The following is a 21,825-nucleotide window of genomic DNA, read 5'->3' as shown; positions in this document are numbered from 1 at the left end:
TATGATGGATTTAGCTAATATGAATGCCCTCACACTGGTTTTTGCGTCGATTTTGATATTTGCGCTCGCATACCGCTTTTACGGAATTTTTATGGCGCAGAAAGTGCTACGGCTCAATGATGCGGTAGCGACACCAGCGGTCGAGTTTGCCGATGGACATGACTACGTCAAGACAGACCGTAAGGTCTTGTTTGGGCATCATTTTGCAGCAATAGCCGCGGCGGGGCCATTGGTAGGTCCGGTGTTGGCGGCACAGTTTGGTTATCTTCCGGGGGCACTTTGGATTTTGATCGGCTGTGTTCTGGGTGGTGGTGTGCATGATATGGTCGTCCTGTTCGCTTCTGTGCGGCACAAAGGACAGAGTCTTGCTACCATTGCGTCCAAGGAGATCGGCCCCGTTGTCGGCGGTATAGCCGGTATAGCTGTTCTATTTATTCTGATCTTGACCTTGGCCGGTCTGTCACTGGCCTGCATTAGTGCCATGCACGAGGCCCCATGGTCCCTGTTTACTATTATTCTGACTATGCCAATTGCGATATTTATGGGACTTTTGATGCGGTATAAAACAGGATCTGTTACATTGGCTAGTGTATTGGGGGGCATTTTATTGATCATTGGCATTATTGGGGGGCATCGTCTGATGGAGATTCCGGGCGTACATAACCTGTTCGATTGGGATGTCAAGACCATTTCAATCGCGATTGCTATTTACGGATTTTTAGCTTCGGTCTTACCCATCTGGCTGCTTCTGGTACCACGCGATTACCTTTCCACTTATCTCAAGATCGGTACGATCCTGATGCTGGCCGTAGGCATTGTGTTTGTGCATCCGATCATACAGATGCCAGCGCTGACCGAATTTATCCATGGCGGCGGACCTGTAATTGGCGGACCGGTGCTGCCATTTATCTTTATCGTGATCGCTTGCGGTGCAATTTCGGGTTTTCATGCCATTATTGCCACCGGAACGACGCCGAAGATGCTGGGAACCGAAAGGGAGATTCTTTTTGTGGGCTATGGTGCAATGCTGGTGGAGGGATTTGTTGCTTTAATGGCATTGATCGCTGCCTGTACCTTACTGCCAGGCGACTATTTTGCGATCAACACACCAGTCGGTGATTATGCACATTTTTTGGAAAAACATCCCGAATTGATAGCGGTAGATCTGCAGCATTTTTCAGATCGGATAGGCATAGACCTCCACGGCCGTACGGGGGGGGCCGTGTCCCTGGCTGTCGGGATGGCCCATATTTTTGATAAGGTTCCCTTTATGGACAATGTGATGGCTTATTGGTATAATTTTGCCATAATGTTTGAAGCCGTGTTTATTCTTACAGCCATCGATGCCGGTACGCGGGTCGGACGATTCTTTTTGCAGGAAATGCTGGGCAATATCTTTCCGGCTTTTAAAGACAAGGATTGGAAACCGGGAGTTTGGCTATGCAGCGCTATTTTTACTTTTTCATGGGGCTATCTTGTTTTTACAGGAAATGTAAGCAGTATCTGGCCGCTATTCGGAATCAGCAACCAGCTGTTGGCTGCCTGTGGGCTTATTGTCTGTACGACAATGCTTATTCGGATGAATCGGGGGAAATATGCCTTAATTACGGCAATTCCGGGCGTATTTATGGCAGGGATTACCTTTTGTGCTGGCTATCTACAGGTGATGGATATTTATTTGCCCAAGGGACAGCTGCTATTAGCTTCATTGGCTATATTGGCCATGCTTTTGATGCTGCTTGTCTTTATAGGTACGTTCCGGAAATGGTATCAGTTATTTAAATCTGAGGCTAAATTTATCGACCAAAATGGAGAATCTGTCAAGGAATTGGTTGATCGTTAAGCGGAGGTACTATGAGGCTTTTGACTGGGGAAGACTACAATATTGGGTAGTGACACGCTGCAGACTTCTTTCTTTTGTTTCGTACATATAATGACAAAAATTGAATACAAACTTTCCGACGACTTCAAAGTAATTTAAGGCTTTTGTGCACTATTATACAAATGGAACTTTGCCATATGTCGTCGGAGACAATGAACTACTAAAAAAATAATAGCGCACCATTCTAACGGGCACCCAATAAAAAAAGCCATGAATAATTTTTTTTAAATGAACTGCAACGCCGGAGTCGGATTGTCATTGGTCTTATATTGTCGATCAACATGATAATAGCAATCATTTTCTTTGTTGGGACGATGATTGAAACCGAATCTTATGGCAAAGAAGCGTTGGGTGAAGAACGCTATAATGTAAGGGTAAACGATAGCTATCTGTATGCGCTGATACTTTTTGGCTGTGTGATGTTGATAATTATTCCGGCTACTGGGACGGGCTCTATTGGACTATTTTATATAGGAAATTCGATAACCTATGGATTTCCATGTATTCACACGCGCTTTTCGATACCGTTACACTCATTTTGATTTATACGGGCAAATTTGGAAATTTTTCCCTTTGAGGAAAACCATCAGACTTTTCAGTATCTCCCACATAACCGTTCATATACATGTGTTTTCATTAGATAACGCCCGTAACAGCCATATTGATTAAGCCGTATTGAATACCTCCTCCACGCATATTTAAATATTCAAATTACGAAATATCGTAATTTAAATTACGGTTCATTTATTTGTAAATTATTGTTTTTTAGAATTTTAAATTTCTTGGCGCTTCCCTTGTAACACAAATTTCAATTACAGATTATTGGTAAAAAATTTCTGCCCGCTTCTTAAACTAGCTACGTAAAGATTTTTGCTCAATAATACCTGGAGAAGGATATAACATAAAAAAATCTAAAAATGTCAAACAAAAAAGCAGAAGGCTTTGGAATGCCTTGGGAAGAAATTTACGGTTATTCACAAGCAATAAAAAAAGGAAATACAGTTTGGATCTCCGGTCAGCTTGGTCACAATGAAAAAGGTGAGTTACCAGAAGGAATGGATGCGCAAATGAAACAAACATATGCCAATATCAAAGAGCTATTATCTAGGTTCGGAATGAATATGGATAATGTTGTCGAAGAAGTTATTTATACTATGGATATGGCTACAGCATTCGATGCAAGAAAGAATTTTAAAACAGAATATTATTCTGATCCTAAACTGGTAGCCAGCACTATGGTTGGAGTTTCTGGGCTTGCATTACCAGGACAGCTAGTAGAAATAAAGATTATTGCAACTGAATAATTAGCTATTGGTCGCAGATGCTAAGGTACTAGTATAATAAGCAACGATATCAGCCACCTCTTCGACGTTGGCGAAACGCTGTATCAAAGAGGTTGGCCGGATATCTCTGAAGAAATTAGCTTCCGCTTCCCTTCAATCCCCCGAGATTTTGTTGGTATATCCCCAGGTTATTGATAAGGATATTGGTTTATTTAAGCAATGTTAGTATTGCTTCTCCAACAGCATGTGCAGACTGCGGATTTTGTCCGGTAACCACCCTCTGATCTACTGTTACATGCTCTTGCCAAAGTCCTGATTTCTCGAATATGGCACCTCGTTCTATAAGTTTAGTCTCAAGTAAAAAGGGAACTATGTTATCCAATTTCACTGCTTTTTCTTCCTCGTTGGTGAATGCATTTATTTTTTTACCTTCCACCAGATATTTGCCACTGTTCAATTTGATATTTACCAATGCAGCTGGCCCGTGGCAAACTGCAGCTATAACCCCATTGTTTTCGTAAATGTTTTGGGCAATGGTCGCGAGCTCTTCGTTATCAGCAAGATCCCACATGGCTCCATGACCGCCTGCGTAAAAGATAGCAGCATATTCTTCCGGTTTGATCTGTTTCGGACTCATGGTATTTTCAATTTTTGTCCGGTATTTTGTATTATTCCAGAACAGCTTGTTCACCTTGTCTTCCAGATTAAAACCATCTACTGGAGCTTTCCCTGCCTTCGGGCTGACAAAATCTATTTCGTATCCTGCATTATGCAATACCTCCCAAGGATGAGCAACTTCGGATAAATAATATCCTGTTGGTTCACCTGTGCTACCTTTTTTATCATGACTGGTGACTACAAAGAGAATTTTCTTCATTTTATTTGAAGTTTGAGATTGTGCGTTTGCTAAATTACCAACCGATATAATGACTGCTATTGCCATGGTGATCAGTTTGCCTGCAATAAATTTGAATGTTGTTTTCATTTTTTGAACTGTTTGATTACAGTACAAAAATGATGATTAGGGAAAGGGTAAGACAGGAAGTAAGTCACAAATTTTTTGTGATGTAGATCACGTTGGGAACAGAGGTGGCTTAAAGTCTCTCTGGAAACGCCAAAATAAAAAGCGATTAATGTCTTGGGAACTCATTATAGCCAGCCGATACCGGAGGATGGCGTATAAATGGGCGTCTTAAAATTTCTTGATATAGTGCTAGACACCGACGTAGGTAATTACTGCTTTATCAAATAAAACTCCCCTATGGGAAGAAGTTGGTGATTTGTACGATCCAGGTAAAGAACGAATTAGAGATTAGAGTTATTGGATTGACTGTCAATTGAATAAGTGAAACTATGTCTGTAAATCACACCGTTAAAAGTAAGGCTTATTTTTTACTGTACCGGCATTTCCAGAATAGGTAGCATAATAATATTTCTACTTCTTTTTTATTGGAAATGAAAAACTTCACGTTAAGTGGTGTATTACTCTGCGATTAAATATCCATTCTAGAAAGCCCTTCTTTTAGTCTTTTTATGAGTTCGGGTGTTTCCAGACATTCCAGAGGGGTCAGGCCATCAAGCGCAGGCACTTTGCGGTGTATCCATTGCAGGCTCGCTTCTCCAAACCTTGCATACATCACTTTGGCTATATCGGTATGGTTCTTCAATGATCTCTCCAAAAGTTTTTGGCTTTCTGAATTCGTCCAATAAGTTTCCGTTGCCAAATTTACCAACTTATCCCAAGCTTGGCTTCCGTTGCTGTCAAAATATTGTTCAAGTTTATTCATAGTTTGATAGGTTAGGGGTTAAATGTTTCAAATAATAAGAATTTATTATTTGAAGGGTCTTTAATTGCTATACTTTTACCCAGTGGATATTCAAATACTGCTGTACTTAATAATCTCCCTTTAGTTTCAAATTCTTTTTGTCTTAATTTATCGAATGTAGCAGTACAGCTGTTTACTTCCAGTTCAAATAAGTATTCATCTGTGTCAGTAAGGGTACCTGTTGTCAGCAAAAGTATAAAGCTGGAATTTTCTTTGGCCATTAATGATATGGTTTCCATGCCATAATCCTGGTAAAACTCAAAAAGCTCCAGTTCTTTACAATAAAATAGTTCTGCATCTGTTATGGAGTTGGTTTTTAATCTCACAATTACTTTTTTCATAATTTACAGCGGGTTATTGGGTTAATTATCGTCTATTCAACAACAGCATGATTGTAAAATTCCTTGCAATATTTCTCGATCAAACCAATTACTCTTATGGGTTCTTTCTGACTCATTTTTTTGCCTGTACTGTCCCCCTGTTTGATAGATTTTGTAAAGATAGCACCATGTGCTGCGTCAATGGTACAGATCAGTCCCTTTTCGTTTTCCATAAATAGTAGATTATCACCTCTAAATAGAACACGTATTCCATATTGGTTCCCTGCATGGCCAGTAACCCGATGTACATTTTCACTTTTCATTTGACCTTCTAAAAAACTTCTCATAATATTTATCTAGTGTGGTTGACTATAATGCTTTTGCCCGATTCATGTTAAACGTATTTTTTTAGTGTATCCTCGATTAATTTCTTGGCTGAGCCCATGCCATGATGGTCTACATTGTTTGCTAAGATTAACAGATCTTTCAGATGTTTTGCAACGGCTATCTTATGTTGAAATCCTTTTTCCACACAATCCCTTAATGACAGTATCCAGTCCCTGCTATCTGGACCCAGATCCAATAGGATGTGCAGGATAATATTATTCCTGAAATCTGTATCAGTATCACAGTCGGTTAATAAGGTGAGATGGTCTTTAAGGAATACTGTCTGACGGATTTGATGGAGAACATCCTTTCGATAGGCATCGATGATAAAGGGAAACTCTTGAACCAATAACTGAGCACAATCGACGATAATAGATTTGTTTCGCTGAAAAAAAACGTCATATTTTTGCATGGCAAGCATCCGCCACCCTGAATCATTCATGTCAATTTCCTCGTCCAAAATCCACCGGTCTCTATTTAGCCTTTCATCGGTTTTATGGACAGTATTCATTAATCTTTTATATTGTTCATTTCCTTTGTGAATCATTATTCAATCATTAGAATTAATATCTCTTTAAGAATGGAATTAGTCCGGCAGGTATCTCTCGACCAATTTACCAGATCGTTCAAAGCCTGGCTGCCGCTATCATCAATATGTTGTTCAAGTTTGTTCTTTGTAAAATAGGTTAGTTGCAACATTAAAATACGGTTTATAATCAATTATCAAAAAGATAGTATGTGCTCATGTTTATATTGGATTCAATTTCGGCCATACAAACTCTTATTCTGGTAATAACCGAATCTTTGGTTAAGGACAATTCATACCGCAAGTCTTCATACTGAAAAATGATCCTATCTATTTGTTCTTGGTTATAAAGAGAATAATAAATTCGAAGATTGTCGAAAGGAGTTAAATGCTCTTGAATATCAGCGGGATTTTTAATAGCTGATTGAACAGGAATTTTTTTAGCTAAATAACCAATATTGTGAGGGTAGTTAAAAACGTCTATATCAATATATGCTATTTGCGGCGGTACTTTAATCGTTTCGGCAATAAAACCAATCATAATACCTCTATTCTCAATTTCAATTGGAAATTCATCAATTTCGTCATATTCATACTCAGACAAAAAATCTTCAATTTTGATTTCAAATATTTTTTCGAAATCCTTTTTAAAATCTTTGTTTCTTATATCCTCTTGAAAAAGATTTGAAGTTATCTTATTATTTTCCAGCGTGCTCATAGTAAATTGTTTGCTCTTAATGTGTCATCAAAATCGCCTTCACTTTCCATTTGATCTATAATTTTTTTACTCAATTGGGTTGGAGTTAAGTAATGAGATGCTTGTTCAAATACCGGGTGAATAGCATAATTCATTTCCGGATGACTTTCTTTCATCCATTTCAGAAAACCCACGGTATCGACCTTACTCAATCTTATTGGCGTTTCACAAGAATTTAAGTAGGCTTCCATATAATACTCATCTTGCCATAATAGCAAGATATTACTACCATCATTTCCAATAATTATCTGAAAAGTTTCCTCAGAAGCAATGGCGCTAAGAAAATTCTTCTCTCTTTTTAAATAGTCTGAGTTTTGAATATTTTGCTTTTTCATTTTAATATATATGCTTAATTAGTGATGAACCTTAAATATGCCTATTCTATAGGTTTATGCTTCCAGGTCAGGAAATTCAACCATTTTGTATCGATCTTCATAAATCGAAGTATTTAGTTGAACTTTTGACTGTAATTGCGTTAACAATTCTGATTGAAAAACAATTTCCTCTTCCAATAGTTGATTCCAATACTCCGGTTCCTCTGAGAAATTTTCGTAATGGTCCAACGTGTCTATAATACCAAGAAACAGCGCAACTACGCTTTCCTTTTTATTGTTGTCAGCCACAGCATTATCAAAAGCATCCAATATGAAAATGTAATTTCCTGATAGCTGCTAGTAGATTCTTTAATAATATCGGCTATCAACTTTACTTAGTCAATAGGGGATTTTATATACTGCTCGACCACTATTTTCCATCGAGGTAATTTAAAATAGAGAACCAGTGCCATTAGCTTTAATTGAATGACTTGTTCCACGGAGAGATCTTTAAAACTTTTTTGTAAGCTTTCCGTGTGTTTTTTAATATGCTGCATATTCCAGTAATATGCCCCCAGTTTTTAGCTCCTGTGCTTTTTGTTTAGCATGACAAAGTTACCTTTTTTTACGTAAGCTTTCTCCTTTTATAGTAAAGCGGTGTGCCGTATGCACAATCCTATCGAGTATGGCATCTGGTATTGTCTGCTCCGGAATCACCGTTTACTTGGCTGAAAACAACGGTTCTCTTTCCTTTCCTGGGGGCACATGCTCCGGAATCGTCCCGGATATATACCCGAATCCAAAAGCTGGGTGCACATCCTTCGGATTATGCAAGCAATGATAAAACCTACAGACCTTAGTGCTTGCTATTACCTTTGATAAAGGCAGCCATGTTCATAAACTTAGCCCATCCCGCGTACATGTAGAGAAAGGCATTGCCATAAATGATCAGACCAGGTAAGCGACGATAGATCCAGCGTGCACCCGAGCGGATTGAACTACCGCGTTTAGGGGAGCTTGCCGGCTGATCCTGTTGATATCCGTATGTATTAAAGTGCTTCTCCATAAGCTCTTGTATCGTGCTGTTGTATCTTCTGTTTGTTTTTCTGCGGAGCCACCTGCACCTAACAGACGGATTTTCCTGGATAGCCATGCTGCTTAACGACATTGCCGGAATAGCGCAAATTTTCTTCTGTACTTTGACTTGCTTCAACCAAGCTTTAATATGCTGACCTGCTTTATCCGACCTGTTATTACAAAGTTGCGATACAATTTATACTCTGCCGCAGCAGTAAAAAAGAGCTAAGACTCCTAAACCATATCGCGATGAAAAAGGTTACCAAATGGTATAATGGGTATCAATAGAAAAGGTAACTTAGATTATGTATCAACGCTTAAGGATTCTCGCTTCGCCACTTTTTATTCTTTTTCTGATCCTGCTGCTCGTGAACGATTTTTATTTAAAAGGGGCATTTCACAATGTGCTGACGGGAAAGCTCTCCGATTTTAGTGGGCTTTTTATTTTCCCTATTTTCTGGTCGGCTATCTTTCCCAAACGGAAAGCATTGATTTTTATAGCCACAGCAGTACTATTTATCTTTTGGAAGAGTGAATATTCGGCGGGGCTCATCCAATGGATGAATCCTTATTTTGGTGTAGGACGAACAGTAGATCTGTCCGATCTCATGGCATTACCCATGATCGGCTTGGCCTGGTTTTATACGAAAAGCGGATCACAGCCTGCTATTCTGCCCGCATTCATGCTGCGCCTAAGTACTTACCTTATCGGTATGGTCGCTATGTTCGCTTTTTGTGCTACCACACAGCCGCGATATATCCAAGCCTTTGAGCAACCGCAGTATATCTTACTAAAGCATCCGACACTCAAGAATTTTGATCCTTACTATGGATTTCAATTTTATAAAAAAGATTCGCTACTTGTTGTTAAAATAGATTATTTATATCGCAACAGGCCTGTCCGGAATGATGATTACAATAAAAATAAAAATATCCAACAGCTCGATCAGGACGTGTTAAGCATTATCGGGGATAGCGCAACGCATATTCCCGCTGGAACAATCACCCAGCTCACCATTCATACGGATGAGTGGACGGATTCGTTGCGATTTAATGGCGGACGCCTCGATGGACCATTGATAAGAACAAAGGGAAATAAGCGGATCATAGAAGGATTTTATAAGATGGGACTGGAAGATGCTACCTGGACACTCCGGGATAGCAGCAGTAACGATAGGGTGGTACAGACATTTGTCCAAGGCGAGAAAACGCAGGTAAAGCAATATAGCGGGGATAAACTCAAATCCTCTTCGACGGTAAACACGCGCGCCGACACCATTGTAAATACCTATGTGCAATTGGCGATGCTGACTTTAGCGGTAGCGGCTATGTGCTTCTTATTGTACAGGAATAAGCGGAAGGCGATCCCTACAGGCCTTCAGCTCAGCTTACTTTGGAAGCTGCTGATATGTTTTGTCTCCCCACTGGTCGTATGGCTGTTTTACATTGGCATCATGCTCTTACTGATGAATTACGATGAGGATATTTTTGAAGCGATCGCTACAGCTATTTTCGTTTTTATTGCAGTTTGCCCATTGATGTTCATCATTGTTTTTGCGATCAAACTGGCCAAGGAAATCGATGTGTTCTGGTACTGCCTCTTGTTTGCGCTTCTCCTCAGTATCTTTAAAACATATGCCATACTCGAAGCGCTGTCGAGCTAAAATGGAAACATAGCTGTTTATTTCTGTGTAGCCACCCCCTTACTTTACGACAAATAAATACCGCAAAATATGATCCATTGTAAACTATTTTAGTGTCTCAAAAGAATTCCCCGCATTCTTTCGAATACGATTTTCAGGCCCTCCGAGTAAAAAAAATAGGATGACAAATGCTGTTTGCGCCACGATGAGGTAGATGTTTGGAATGAGTATAAGCCACCAGACAATATTTTTTTTTTCGTGCCTTGAAGAGCGAAGTAATCGTTGCTATTGATGTCAGTAAGAATAATAGCAAGTAGAGTTAATTGAATACATTTCCTTTCCGTGACGCCGCATTTAAGAAGTTCAATCGAACCCCCTTAGGCGCTACCTGTCAGTAGCAAGGGGGTAAGGAAGTATCTAAGTTACCATAATGGTTCGGTTACGGTAACTTGGGTGGAGCCGCTATCCTTCAGACATGGCTAAAGTGAGGTTAGCCGTAAATTCAAGCCCTGTGGTTGTCAGTGCCTTTACGGTTACCTTATAGCTGCCGGCTTTCAAACTATCACTTTTTTTCACGGAAACTGTACCTGTTTGTGCATTGACGCTAAACAGCTTTTCGCTATCGTTAAAGGCAACGCCATCTTTCTGTATCGAAACCAGTTCAAATGTCGATTTATAGTTTTCTGGATACAATGTGGGCGCTGCAGAGACATAACCATTTGAAAGACCGATGTGTATCAGACTAAAGTCGATTGTCAGGTTTAGATCGGGATAATATTGTCCAAACAAGAACTTAATTTGTGGAATCAGAATGACCCTGAAAGTAGTTGAAGCCACAGGAAAGCCATCTTTCCTAAGTTCGGGAGTCAGCTCGAAAGACTTTTCAGCTTTTTTTTCCGGATCTCCAGCATCCTTTGATAATTTGATATGCGTACCTGCTATTGAAGCAATGTTTTCTTCTCCATCCTTTTTAACCAAATGAAAGCTAGCACCATCAATTGGTAGGCCGAGAGGATCTATTTCAAAATCAGTAGATTGGTCGCCATACAGTACATACGAATAAGGTAATTCGCCGCCGCTTTTTAGTCCTTTGATAGCAATAGATCCAGCCGTTATCTTGATTGAAAGATTTTCTTTCCCTACCACTGTGCCATGAGATTCTTTGGCTATCACGGTGACTTTATAATCATCGGGAATGCGTGCGCTGCTCGATTGGGCTCCGTTTGGATAGAGTAGGGCACTGTTAATCAGTATGCTTTGTTTTTCGCTATCGTATTTGATGGCTTGGTTCAGTTTGTCACTGAGTTTACTCCCGTTGCCCAAATCGATGTCTGCAGTCTGGGAAAAGTCAAAACTGAATGTCAGTCCTGTACTTGCAGATAGGTCTTTCGGAAGATGAATTTCCTGTGTTTCGCCGTAGCGAATACCGACCTGCGATGGTAAAGAAAGTGAGATTTCACTGGGAATAGCTGCTGTTTCCTTCTTACAGGATGATGCCGATCCGAGCATCAGAATCAACGCTCCCGCTAGAGCGATTGGTGTGTTGATGTACTTCATATGGTGTAAAATTTTGACGAAGGTAGTAATTGTAAATTATTAATGCAACATGATTGCATTTAATATTATCTTTTTTATTTTTGCAGCTCAAACAGGAATAGGCTACACTATGTTACGGTATCAGAAAGAAGTTTTTTTAGCATCTCTAGTGATGTTAACTAGCACAAAAACTGCGCATGCACAGCGCAAACCATCAGTGGATACGCTGCGAAGCTATACGCTTCCCACCGCAGAGACAACAGGCTTTTTGCCAGGGCATGGGCAAAAGAAGAGGCTCGATCGAAATCAGCTAGATCGTATTCAGGCGCAAACGCTCGGTGAAACATTAAGTCATATTTCCGGGATACAAAACGCTTCTTTCGGTCCCAATTCTGGCATGCCCATGATACGCAGTCTCAGTGGTAGCAGGGTAGGTGTGCTTTCCAATGGTCTTTCGGTCAATGATTTGTCGGGAATCAGTCCTAACCTAAATCCCAATTTCGATATGGACAATCTACGCGAAATAGAATTGTACAAGGGTGCTGCTAGTGTGTTATTCGGAGGAAAGGCAATTGGTGGAGCGGTCAATGTTAAAGACAACACCATTCCTATGACCCGTCTGACAAAGAAGATTGCAGGCCAGGCCAGTGCGGAGTTAGGAACCAATAGTGGCAATAGCCAGTCGCTGGCCTTCAATACAAACCTTGGAAAATACTGGGTGGGACATATCGGCGCAATGAGACTCAGACACGGAAATCTTAAGATTCCGGGCAATACAAAGGCAGCTATTGCTTATGATCCTAAGATCGATCATTTGACAGCCGCAATGGCACAGGTAAATGTCGATCGCGAGACGATTCGAAATCTGACCCTATATCCCTATTTAAGTCAGTTTGTGCTCGATAATATGGGCGATCCAAAGTGGGGTTTATCAGAGGCCGATCTGTATACCTTTGAAGATTATTCATTTATCAATGGAGCAAAAGTCCGAAACCCTCAAAATGACAAATATGTTGCTGGACAGGATCCCAACACACTGCTTTACACCGAAGTCGTACATGGAATTACAGATTATGTTCCTGTCAAACGCGGAGTGATGCCCAATAGTCATGCCGAGAGAGGCGCTGTCAATGCAGGTGCCAGCTATATCAGAGACAACTTCCGAGTAGGTCTAGGGCTTTACGCTCTTGAAAGCTATTATGGTATTCCCGGTTTTGCACAGCGCAATAAGCCTGTCCATAGCCACAGCACAGTTTGGACACCCATATATGAACCGATCAATACGCGCACTTATTCCTATGCCTGGCAGTTAGAATCTGCTTTTAAGCCGAGAACACCGTTGATGTCGGAGATTAAATTTAATTATAGAGGTGAGTTGTCGGACGACCGGGAGCTCTTGGGCAGGTACCGTGTCAATAAGTTCGATAGCGAGCGTCATGCGCTTCGATCGGAGATATCGCAACAGTTTACCCGTTTTTGGTCTGGGACGAGTGGATTTGATTTTTCATTTGTAACCTTAAAGGGCGAGGGGGATCGGCGGTATATACCCAATAATCTGAGCCGGGAAGGAGGGATCTTTACGTTGCAGACAATAGAACTTAATCCGGTTGCCCTTCATATGGGCTACCGGCATGACTGGGTTGCCCGACGTACTTTGAGCGATCCTACCTACCAGCGTAGCCGGGGGATGGCCGGAGGGCAGCTTTCGGCTCGGGATTTTAGCTTAAACCACTTTTCGGGAGATATCAACTATTCTATTTTTGACATTGCCTATTTACAGGCTACATTTTCACACGCAGAACGAGCACCCGGGATCAATGAACTTTATGCTGGGAACGACCATTTCGCGATCCTGGTAGAAGAAAATGGAGATGATCGACTTAACAAGGAAAGCTCAAATTCCTATGAGTTATCCGGAGGGATAAAATATGGTGGATTAAAACTGTCAGCGACCCATTACCGCAGCTTCTTTAAAAATTATCTCTATTTGGCCCATACAGGCATTTCCCGATCTGGAGGTTTTTTGGTCAAGGAATGGCGTGCTTCAGACACCGAGATCCAGGGTTGGGAGTTGGAAGGAGGTTATACCTATACATGGGCAGCAGATTGTCATCTCGCATTAAATGCGTTCGCCGATCTTGTCAAAAATATAAATACCTCAGATGATACTATGCGTAAATGGGCCGAAGGGGACTATATGCCCAACCTACCGACCAGTAGATATGGGATATCCGCGTTACTTCAATATAAAAAGTTTTTTGGGAACGCCAATTTCGACCGGTATCTGAGACAGCGTTATTTAGGTAAAAATATCAATATTGAACCACCTATGCCGGCCTATTCCTTGCTATCTGGTCAATTAGGTTACAAGGTGAATCTAAAAAAATATGAATTTGTCTATTTTATTTCCGGAAATAATCTATTGAATGTTGAAGCACGTCCGCAAAATTCCATACTCAAATATCTAGCCCCACTACCGGGGCGTAATATTTCTATTGGATTAAAGCTATTGCTCTAAAGAAGAGAGGTGACGATCGATTCATTTAAGTCATTTACAAACGTGCCGCTCAATGCGATTATCTTATTGTTGTAATTTCGGTTTCCAATTTCTAGGCATTTCTTTACAGAAATGAGCTCGGAAGACCAACCGACAAGTAAGGCCCAAACGCCATTGAGTAATGTGTATTTAAGGCTGAAAGATAATTTCAGTTAGCTACATTCGTTAAGCCATTTTATATCGCAAATGCTATCCATAGAATTGGAGAAACACTTCCGGTCTTCCATTGACCTTTATCGTGATCGCTTGCGGTGCAATTTCGGGTCTCCATGTGATTATTGCGACCGGAACGACGCCTATGATGCTAGGAAACGAAAGGCTACGCAAACCCCAAAATATACGCGATAAATCTTTTATTTGTAGACCAATTAATGGTACGTAATTTTTCATTCATTGCAGAGAAAATCGTATACTTGTCTCTACTACCAGTTGAAGGATCTAAATGACAAAAAGATATGTCCAATGCATTATTTATTTAACGCTAATCTGCTGTTTATTTGCACAACATGCCCAAGCCCAGTATCATTTCGGTAGTTTAACTTATGATAAAGGGCTCTCGAATAGCACCGTATTGAGTATATGCCGTGACAATGCAGGTTTTCTCTGGATCGGTACCAGGGACGGACTTAATAGATACGATGGTAAGCGCATTAAACAGTACCGTTCGGATAATAACGATGTTAACACCATTTCCACGAACAACTATATTTACACCATTGCTGAACATCCGCGCCAAAAGACCCTTTGGATCGGAACACAGCAGGGCCTAAATATTTATCAGCCTAAACAAGACCGTTTTCAGCGAATTAGCTTTGAGCATGTCAAACCTAAAAATAGCAACCATTTTGCCGTTTTAGCAATTTGTTTTATTGAATCTAGCGTCTTACTCGGTACAAATAATGGTCTGATGTGCATTAAAAATGCCGATCATCCAAAAATAGAAAACGTGAATATTCTCCCCGGACTGGAAATCTACTCCTTGTTACAGCTGGGAAGAAATATCTTGATCGGGACCAACAGGGGATTATATCTTTGGCGGGATCAAAAAACAATTGAACCAATTAAACTAAGTCATACAAATAGCTCCGCGATATCCGTGAAGGATATTAAGCGAGTGGCTACAGATAAAATTTGGATTGCCACGGATGGACATGGTCTTTTTGAATTGGACATCTTATTTCAGCAGACTGCGCATTATACAGGAAAAACGGGACTATCAAGTGACTATGTGCGAGCGATAGCGATAGATAAAGCCAAAAATATCTGGGTGGGGACAATGGAAGGGGCCAATTTGCTACAGCCCGACGGAAGTCAGATACAGCAGATAAAATCGAGTGCCATCAATCCTTTCAGTATCAATGATAATTCCATCAAGACGATTTATATTGATCGGCAGGGTATTGTTTGGATGGGGACAAATTTTGGCGGAATAAACTATCATCATCCATCGGTATATCCCTTTAAGGTAGATCTCGCAGACGGCAATTTCAAACATCTGAGCGGAAATCTGGTCAGCGCCATTGCCGTTGACGATGATGAAAATACTTGGGTGGGAACAGAACGGGACGGGCTGAACGTTCGCAAAAAGGGTAGTGATGTATATCGGAAAATAGAGCTTCGGTCCAATACGGTCAAATGCCTGCTCACAGATGATAAATATATTTACGTGGGTACGTTCGGCGCAGGGCTGGCTCGCATCAGCCGTCAAAATACCACAGATATTCGCTATTACAATATTACCGGTGAAAATGGTATTACGCTGCTCCAGAATTACATCAGCAGCATTAACCGGGATAGCCTCGGGAATATTTGGATCGGGACCGGCAACAAAGGCTTACAAATGATCAATAGTCAGTTTACGACTGCTATTCAACCTACCAGCACATTTACAAAAAATACCGCCAACAATTATATCAAGCATATTTTAGCCAGCCGAAACGGTAGTCTATTTATTGGAACGGCCCAGGGGCTTGGTCAGCTCCGCAATAGTGCTGAACAACAAGGAATCTATCGTTCTGAGGATCTTATGAAAGATCATTATATCAACACGCTTTTTGAAGATAGGACTTCACAAATATGGATTGGGACGCAAGAAAAGGGGCTTTATAACTATAATCCGAAAACAGGAGTGGTAAACAGGGTGGAGTTATTTCCAACGCGTAGCTATTACCATGTATTGGGGATTGCCGAAAACAAGGCCAACGAAATTATTATCTCCACAAATAATGGACTCGTGTTTTACAATAAGCTGACGGGAGCAAAACGCTATATGGATATTCAGGATGGTTTCCCAACAAATGAATTCTTACCAAATGCCATTTTTTGCCGGGATGGGCAGCTGCTCGTCGGTTCGCACAAAGGCTTGATCAGTCTCGACGTGTCTCATCACCAGTCAAATGAGGGGGTGCCCAAATTGTTGATCTCGGGCTTCTCTATCAACGGTCTGACCAGGACGAGAGTCGACAAAGTGTTGGGCTACCTAAATCCGGACCGGGCGGAGGAAATTGCACTGAAACATGACCAAAATACATTTACGATCGACTTTAGTTCAGACAACCTTATCAATCCGCAAAAAAACAGCTATGCCTATAAAATTGAAGAACTCGAAAAAGAATGGAATCTGACCGATCAGCCTTCCATAACCTATACCAATCTGAGCCCCGGACGATATACGCTTCGGTTAAAGACGGCCAATAATGACGGACTATGGAGTAACGTGAGCAAATCTGTGGTGTTCAACATTGCTCCGCCTTTTTATAAATCTATCTGGGCCTATACCGGGTATACACTGCTACTGATGGGCATTGTCTATTTTTTCTACCGCTATAACCTGGACAAAAAGCAGCTTAAAACAAAGTTATATTATGAGGAAAAACTGCATCAGGATCAAGCTGCGCTGATGCAGTCAAAGCTTGATTTCTTCACCAAGATCAGCCATGAAATCCGCACCCCACTGACCTTGATCCATGCCCCAATAGAGAAAATATTGCTGGATAAAAGGCTCGACAATCAGGTGGATGCGCAGTTACAGCAGGTGAGACGTAATATTAAGCGGCTGCTACATTTGACGCAAGAATTATTGTCTTTCAATAAAATGGATGCCCAAAAATTGACCTTGAATAAAGTTGCTATCGACTCAAGAAGTTATTTTGAGAATATACATCAATCCTTTGTTGTGATAGCCGAAGAATCGGGTATAGGCTATGTCTTGGATAATCAATTTGAAGGTTCTTTTATGGCTGATCCCCAGCAGCTGGAAAAAGTATTGCTCAACCTGCTTTCCAATGCCTTTAAATTTCGGCGCGAGCATAATCCAACGGTTCAACTTGTCATCCGTCAGCGGAACGAAGATCTGTTTATCCATGTGATGGATAATGGTCAAGGTATCAAAAGGGAAGACCGGGAGCGCATATTCGATACCTTTTACCAAGCTGATGCGGGAAAAGGGAAAGAAGGCTGGGGAATCGGCTTGTCTTTCGCCAAAGAGCTCGTAGAACTGCATCAAGGAAATCTCTATCTTGACAATCCGCTGCAGCTGGGCCAACAGGGGGGCACCGTATTCACCATATTGTTGCCGGCATGTATCCGGCAACATCAGGGGATACCGACGGAAATTATTTCGGAGACAAGTACGACTGAAAGTACCGCGGCCTGTATTCCGGACTCGGCCCGGGATTATCAGCTGCTGATCGTAGAAGATAATGACGAACTCCGTTCTTTTCTGCTCAACCATCTGCAGACATGCTACAACGTAAGTGCTGCGGCCAATGGAAAGGAGGCGCTTGTGGCAATTGCCGATAGCATGCCCGATATGATTATAACAGATATCGCGATGCCTCAGATGGATGGATACACACTGGTGAGATCCATCAAAGCCGATCCGGATACAGCCCACATTCCCGTAATTATGCTGACAGCCAAAGGAGAGGAGAAGGATAGTATCATTGGTTATCAAAGTGGCATCATCAATTATGTAACTAAACCATTCAACTTACAGGTTTTAGATCTTCAGATTTTCAACACCATATCAGCTTTAGAGTTGGTTAAGGAACGTAACCGACGCTATTTGCTGTTATCGAAACGTGATGAAAACATAAACAATGCTGCTGCGGCTTATTTGGATAAGTTAAGAACGATGGTCGAAGCACATATCGCCGAAGCTGAGTTTTCAGTTGCGACTTTAGCGGAAAATATGGGCCAGAGCCAAAGTGCGCTGTTGAAGAAGGTCAAAAGCCTGACAGGCCTCAGTGTTGCCGAATTGATTAAAGATATCCGTCTGAGTGTCGCTGCAAATCTCCTGATACAGTCTGATCAGGTCGCATCTGTTGCCTATTCTGTAGGATTCAACGATCGAAAGTATTTCAGTAAAGAATTTAAAAAGAAATTTGGTGTAAATCCCACTCAATATAGGGAAAATAGCTTACGCTAAGAGATTTTACCCCTATATTTCCGATTTTTTACCCCCTTATTTTCCATAAAGATTCAAATATTTGTCAAGCTTCTTTCTACGACAGAAAAAAGCTATGGGCAAATACTACCTCATGTCGGATTGCCCGAAAACCAATTAATTTATTAAATGTAAAATATGATACCGAATCTAAAAACAATCGTATTGGGAGCGACCTGCCTGTTCCAAGTTCCGCAGCTCTATGCACAAAATCAGCAGATCAGTGGAACAGTAACCGATATAGTTACGGGAAAGCCATTGCCAGGTGTAAGTATTTTGCAAAAGGGCTCCGGTACAAAAGGAACCACGGACCTTAATGGTCGCTTCTCTTTTCAGGTCACGAACACTTCAGCTGTACTTATCTTTAGATTTATCGGTTATGATGAACAAGAAGTTGCTGTAAAAGATGCTAAAGTGTTGCAGATAAAACTCGTACAGACCAATAAGTCCTTAGATGAAGTTGTTGTAATCGGGTACGGTGAAGTGCAACGAAAAGATCTTACAGGTTCGGTGGGATCAGTCAATATGCAGGATATCAAGAAGGCTCCCGTTGGTTCCGCACTGGAAGCATTGGCCGGTCGTGTAGCCGGTGTACAGGTCACATCAGAAAGCGGGAAACCGGGCGGTGAGATGAACATTGTGATCCGTGGCGCCAATTCCCTGACACAGGATAATTCACCCCTGTATGTCATCGATGGTTTTCCAATAGAAAATGCGAACAGTAATGTCCTTAATCCGGATGAAATCGCTTCGATCGAAGTGCTGAAAGATGCATCTGCCACTGCGATTTACGGTGCACGTGGTGCAAACGGTGTTATTTTGATCACCACAAAAAAGGGCGAAGCAGGAGCTCCACAGATCAGTTATAGTGGCTATATAGGATCGCAGCAGATCATCAATAGCATGGATCTGATGAATGGCTATGAATTTGTCCGTTTGCAGGCAGAACGCGATCCTATCGGCGCGCAGCTCACTTATTTTAACGATGGCAAGACATTAGAAGACTATAGGTCTGTACCGAGCAACGACTGGCAGCAGCATATTTTTAGAGATGGCGTGATGCACAACCACAGCCTCTCGGTCATGGGCGGCAACAGCAACACAAAATATTCCGTTTCAGGTAATATCTTTGGTCAACAAGGTATTATCATTAATTCGGGATTTGACCGTAAACAAGGGAAGATCACGCTCGATCAGAGTTTTCAGAAACTAAAAGTCGGTATCAATGCCATGTATACCGGCACACTTACTGATGGCAGCAATCCCGCGGCTCCTGAATCCGCATTCTCCGCCATGAACTACCTGATGTACAGCGTATGGGGCTACCGTCCCATTGCTTTTGCCGATGAAGACCTTTTGAATGATCCAACAGACGATCTCGCTAACCCCACCAACGACTATCGGTTCAACCCGATACTTTCTGCTCAGAATGAGCTCCGCAAAAACTATAACAACCGGCTTATCGTGAACGGTTATGCCGAATACGCGTTCTCTCCGGCACTAAAACTGCGGATTAATGGCGGTATTAACAATTCGGATACACGGCTGGACACATACAACAATTCACGTACCCGGTACGGTTTTGCCGGAAGCACAAATGGCGTAAACGGTTCGATTCTATACACGCAGAGCAACACTTGGCTCAACGAAAACCTGTTGACCTACAACAAAAAATTTAAAGACCATACCCTAAATGCGGTTGTTGGGATCACTTTTCAGGGCAACAAGTACCATAGGTATGGCTTTTCAGCCATTCATCTGCCCAACGAGATCAAGGGACTGGCAGGCCTGAGTGAAGGGGTGCCCCAGCCTGTCACCTCTCTGCAATCGGAATGGTCCATGCTCTCGTATCTGGGCCGCGTAAACTATAATTACAAAAGCCGCTACCTCCTGACCGCATCGTTTCGGGCAGACGGCTCATCCAAGTTCGTTGGCAATAACAGATATGGGTACTTTCCCTCTGCTGCATTCGCCTGGCGACTGATCAATGAACCCTTTATGAAAAATCAGCAACTTTTCTCGGATGCGAAACTGAGACTGGGTTATGGAATTACAGGAAATAACAGGGTGAGTGAATATGCTTCTTTTTCGCCTGTGTACTTTGAAAATACCAGTGTCAGCACCAACGGTTACTACTCCTGGGGAAATGAGCTTTTACAAGGGATGTACCTTGGTATCGGAACACCGGATCTGCGCTGGGAAAGTACGGCACAGCGCAATGCCGGCATCGATCTGGGGCTTTTTAAAAACAGGTTGATGCTGACGGCGGATTATTACCACAAGCGCACCTACGATCTCCTGCTCTATGCAGCATTACCCTCCACCACGGGCTATAGCAATGCCTTTAAAAATATAGGTGAAACGAGCAACAAGGGGATTGAATTGACCTTATCGGGAGATATCATCCAAAAAGCCAATTTTAGCTGGAATAGTTCCTTCAACATTTCCTTTAACCGAAATAAAGTGGTTGAACTTACCGAAAATCAGGAAAGCCTGACCACGGCACTGGCCTGGGATCAGGATTACAGAACTACTCCATTATATATTGCCAAAATCAATCAGCCACTCGGACAGATGTATGGATACCTCTGGGATGGTGTCTATCAATATGAAGACTTTGACCAACAGCCCAATGGCAGTTACCTCTTAAAACAGACGGTGGCGACCAATGGTAATACACGTAGCTCGATTCGCCCCGGCGACGTGAAGTATAAGGATCTCAATGGGGATCTGGTAGTGGATAATCTTGACAGGACAGTGATCGGACGTGGATATCCCATTCACCAGGGGGGATTTGCGAATACCTTTAAATACAAGAATTTTGATCTCCACTTATTTTTCCAGTGGTCTTATGGAAACGATATTGTCAATGCCAATAGGCTGTTGTTTGAAAATGGCAGTAAAGCACATCTCAATCAATTTGCGAGCTATGCGGACCGCTGGACACCGGAAAACACTTCTTCTACCATGCCCCGTGTGGGGGGCCAGGGGCCTAATGTCTATTCGACCCGCATTATCGAAGACGGCTCATACCTGCGTCTGAAAACAGGATCTATAGGTTATACTTTTGATAAGGGCCTGTTAGACAAGTGGAAAATCAAAAGCCTGCGTATCTATGCCTCCGTACAGAATATATGGACACTTACCAATTACTCAGGATATGATCCCGAGGTTGCTGTGTACTACTCGGCGCTGACACCCGGCTTTGACTATTCATCTTACCCAAGACCCAAAACCTTTGTATTTGGTATCAACCTTAATCTGTAATCT

General features: G+C 41.8%; 18 protein-coding genes and 1 pseudogene. 8 read left to right on the top strand and 11 right to left on the bottom strand.

The genetic code is table 11. The annotated features are described in order from the left end of the window. The first annotated feature begins 1 nt into the window (after position 1). The 3 genes from ABTV71_RS17835 (at position 2) to ABTV71_RS17825 (ending at position 3,186) form a co-directional block, all read left to right on the top strand. Positions 2-1,843, top strand: coding sequence for a carbon starvation CstA family protein (locus tag ABTV71_RS17835; protein ID WP_433900535.1), 1,842 nt, complete (start codon positions 2-4; stop codon positions 1,841-1,843). 320 nt (positions 1,844-2,163) lie between these two features. Beyond that, positions 2,164-2,424, top strand: a complete 261-nt coding sequence (locus tag ABTV71_RS17830) for a hypothetical protein (RefSeq protein ID WP_433900534.1) — start codon at positions 2,164-2,166, stop codon at positions 2,422-2,424. 375 nt (positions 2,425-2,799) lie between these two features. Next, complete coding sequence (locus tag ABTV71_RS17825; RefSeq protein ID WP_433900533.1) at positions 2,800-3,186, top strand: Rid family hydrolase; 387 nt, start codon at positions 2,800-2,802, stop codon at positions 3,184-3,186. Between the two features lie 187 nt (positions 3,187-3,373). Here the strand turns inward: ABTV71_RS17825 and ABTV71_RS17820 are convergent, their stop codons facing one another. The 10 genes and pseudogenes from ABTV71_RS17820 to ABTV71_RS17775 all read right to left on the bottom strand — a co-directional run bounded on the left by ABTV71_RS17820 (position 3,374) and on the right by ABTV71_RS17775 (position 8,361). Beyond that, complete coding sequence (locus ABTV71_RS17820) at positions 3,374-4,150, bottom strand: type 1 glutamine amidotransferase domain-containing protein (RefSeq protein WP_433900532.1); 777 nt, start codon at positions 4,148-4,150, stop codon at positions 3,374-3,376. 508 nt (positions 4,151-4,658) lie between these two features. After that, on the bottom strand, positions 4,659-4,952 hold the full coding sequence (locus ABTV71_RS17815; RefSeq protein ID WP_433900531.1) for a hypothetical protein: 294 nt from the start codon (positions 4,950-4,952) through the stop codon (positions 4,659-4,661). A gap of 11 nt (positions 4,953-4,963) precedes the next feature. Further along, positions 4,964-5,332 carry a hypothetical protein gene (locus tag ABTV71_RS17810; RefSeq protein ID WP_433900530.1) on the bottom strand — a complete coding sequence of 123 codons (369 nt, stop codon included), beginning with the start codon at positions 5,330-5,332 and terminating at the stop codon, positions 4,964-4,966. Positions 5,333-5,364: 32 nt separating this feature from the next. Continuing rightward, on the bottom strand, positions 5,365-5,658 hold the full coding sequence (locus ABTV71_RS17805) for a hypothetical protein (protein ID WP_433900529.1): 294 nt from the start codon (positions 5,656-5,658) through the stop codon (positions 5,365-5,367). A gap of 47 nt (positions 5,659-5,705) precedes the next feature. Continuing rightward, a complete protein-coding gene (locus ABTV71_RS17800; RefSeq protein ID WP_433900528.1) occupies positions 5,706-6,245 on the bottom strand; it encodes a hypothetical protein in 540 nt (179 codons plus the stop codon). 169 nt (positions 6,246-6,414) lie between these two features. Beyond that, positions 6,415-6,942, bottom strand: a complete 528-nt coding sequence (locus ABTV71_RS17795) for a hypothetical protein (protein WP_433900527.1) — start codon at positions 6,940-6,942, stop codon at positions 6,415-6,417. Then, positions 6,939-7,316, bottom strand: a complete 378-nt coding sequence (locus ABTV71_RS17790; protein ID WP_433900526.1) for a hypothetical protein — start codon at positions 7,314-7,316, stop codon at positions 6,939-6,941. Before ABTV71_RS17790 ends, ABTV71_RS17795 begins: the two co-directional genes overlap by 4 nt. Positions 7,317-7,370: 54 nt before the next feature. Beyond that, positions 7,371-7,625: a hypothetical protein gene (locus ABTV71_RS17785; protein WP_121126551.1), complete on the bottom strand. Its 255-nt coding sequence runs from the start codon at positions 7,623-7,625 to the stop codon at positions 7,371-7,373. Positions 7,626-7,910: 285 nt separating this feature from the next. Next, positions 7,911-8,012, bottom strand: a pseudogene (locus ABTV71_RS17780) (ATP-binding protein); the annotation flags it as partial. A gap of 139 nt (positions 8,013-8,151) precedes the next feature. Next, complete coding sequence (locus ABTV71_RS17775) at positions 8,152-8,361, bottom strand: hypothetical protein (RefSeq protein ID WP_433900525.1); 210 nt, start codon at positions 8,359-8,361, stop codon at positions 8,152-8,154. Positions 8,362-8,677: 316 nt separating this feature from the next. Between ABTV71_RS17775 and ABTV71_RS17770 the strand changes: the two genes are divergently transcribed. Next, the gene (locus ABTV71_RS17770) at positions 8,678-10,036 is read left to right on the top strand and encodes a hypothetical protein (protein ID WP_433900524.1); all 1,359 of its coding nucleotides are present in this window, start codon (positions 8,678-8,680) and stop codon (positions 10,034-10,036) included. 441 nt (positions 10,037-10,477) lie between these two features. Here the strand turns inward: ABTV71_RS17770 and ABTV71_RS17765 are convergent, their stop codons facing one another. Further along, on the bottom strand, positions 10,478-11,572 hold the full coding sequence (locus ABTV71_RS17765; protein WP_433900523.1) for a hypothetical protein: 1,095 nt from the start codon (positions 11,570-11,572) through the stop codon (positions 10,478-10,480). A 151-nt stretch (positions 11,573-11,723) separates the two neighbouring features. Here ABTV71_RS17765 and ABTV71_RS17760 point away from each other — a divergent pair, with 151 nt between their 5' ends. The 4 genes from ABTV71_RS17760 (at position 11,724) to ABTV71_RS17745 (ending at position 21,822) form a co-directional block, all read left to right on the top strand. Beyond that, the gene (locus ABTV71_RS17760) at positions 11,724-14,069 is read left to right on the top strand and encodes a TonB-dependent receptor (protein ID WP_433900522.1); all 2,346 of its coding nucleotides are present in this window, start codon (positions 11,724-11,726) and stop codon (positions 14,067-14,069) included. A 265-nt stretch (positions 14,070-14,334) separates the two neighbouring features. Then, positions 14,335-14,490 carry a carbon starvation CstA family protein gene (locus ABTV71_RS17755; RefSeq protein ID WP_433900521.1) on the top strand — a complete coding sequence of 52 codons (156 nt, stop codon included), beginning with the start codon at positions 14,335-14,337 and terminating at the stop codon, positions 14,488-14,490. A 60-nt stretch (positions 14,491-14,550) separates the two neighbouring features. Then, complete coding sequence (locus tag ABTV71_RS17750; RefSeq protein ID WP_433900520.1) at positions 14,551-18,537, top strand: hybrid sensor histidine kinase/response regulator transcription factor; 3,987 nt, start codon at positions 14,551-14,553, stop codon at positions 18,535-18,537. Between the two features lie 156 nt (positions 18,538-18,693). After that, on the top strand, positions 18,694-21,822 hold the full coding sequence (locus tag ABTV71_RS17745; RefSeq protein ID WP_433900519.1) for a SusC/RagA family TonB-linked outer membrane protein: 3,129 nt from the start codon (positions 18,694-18,696) through the stop codon (positions 21,820-21,822). Positions 21,823-21,825: the final 3 nt, after the last annotated feature.

Origin of the sequence: Sphingobacterium puteale, assembly GCF_050986225.1 — a bacterium.
GTDB classification, from domain to species: Bacteria; Bacteroidota; Bacteroidia; order Sphingobacteriales; family Sphingobacteriaceae; genus Sphingobacterium; species Sphingobacterium puteale.
This window is presented reverse-complemented; position numbering and strand designations above follow the sequence as displayed.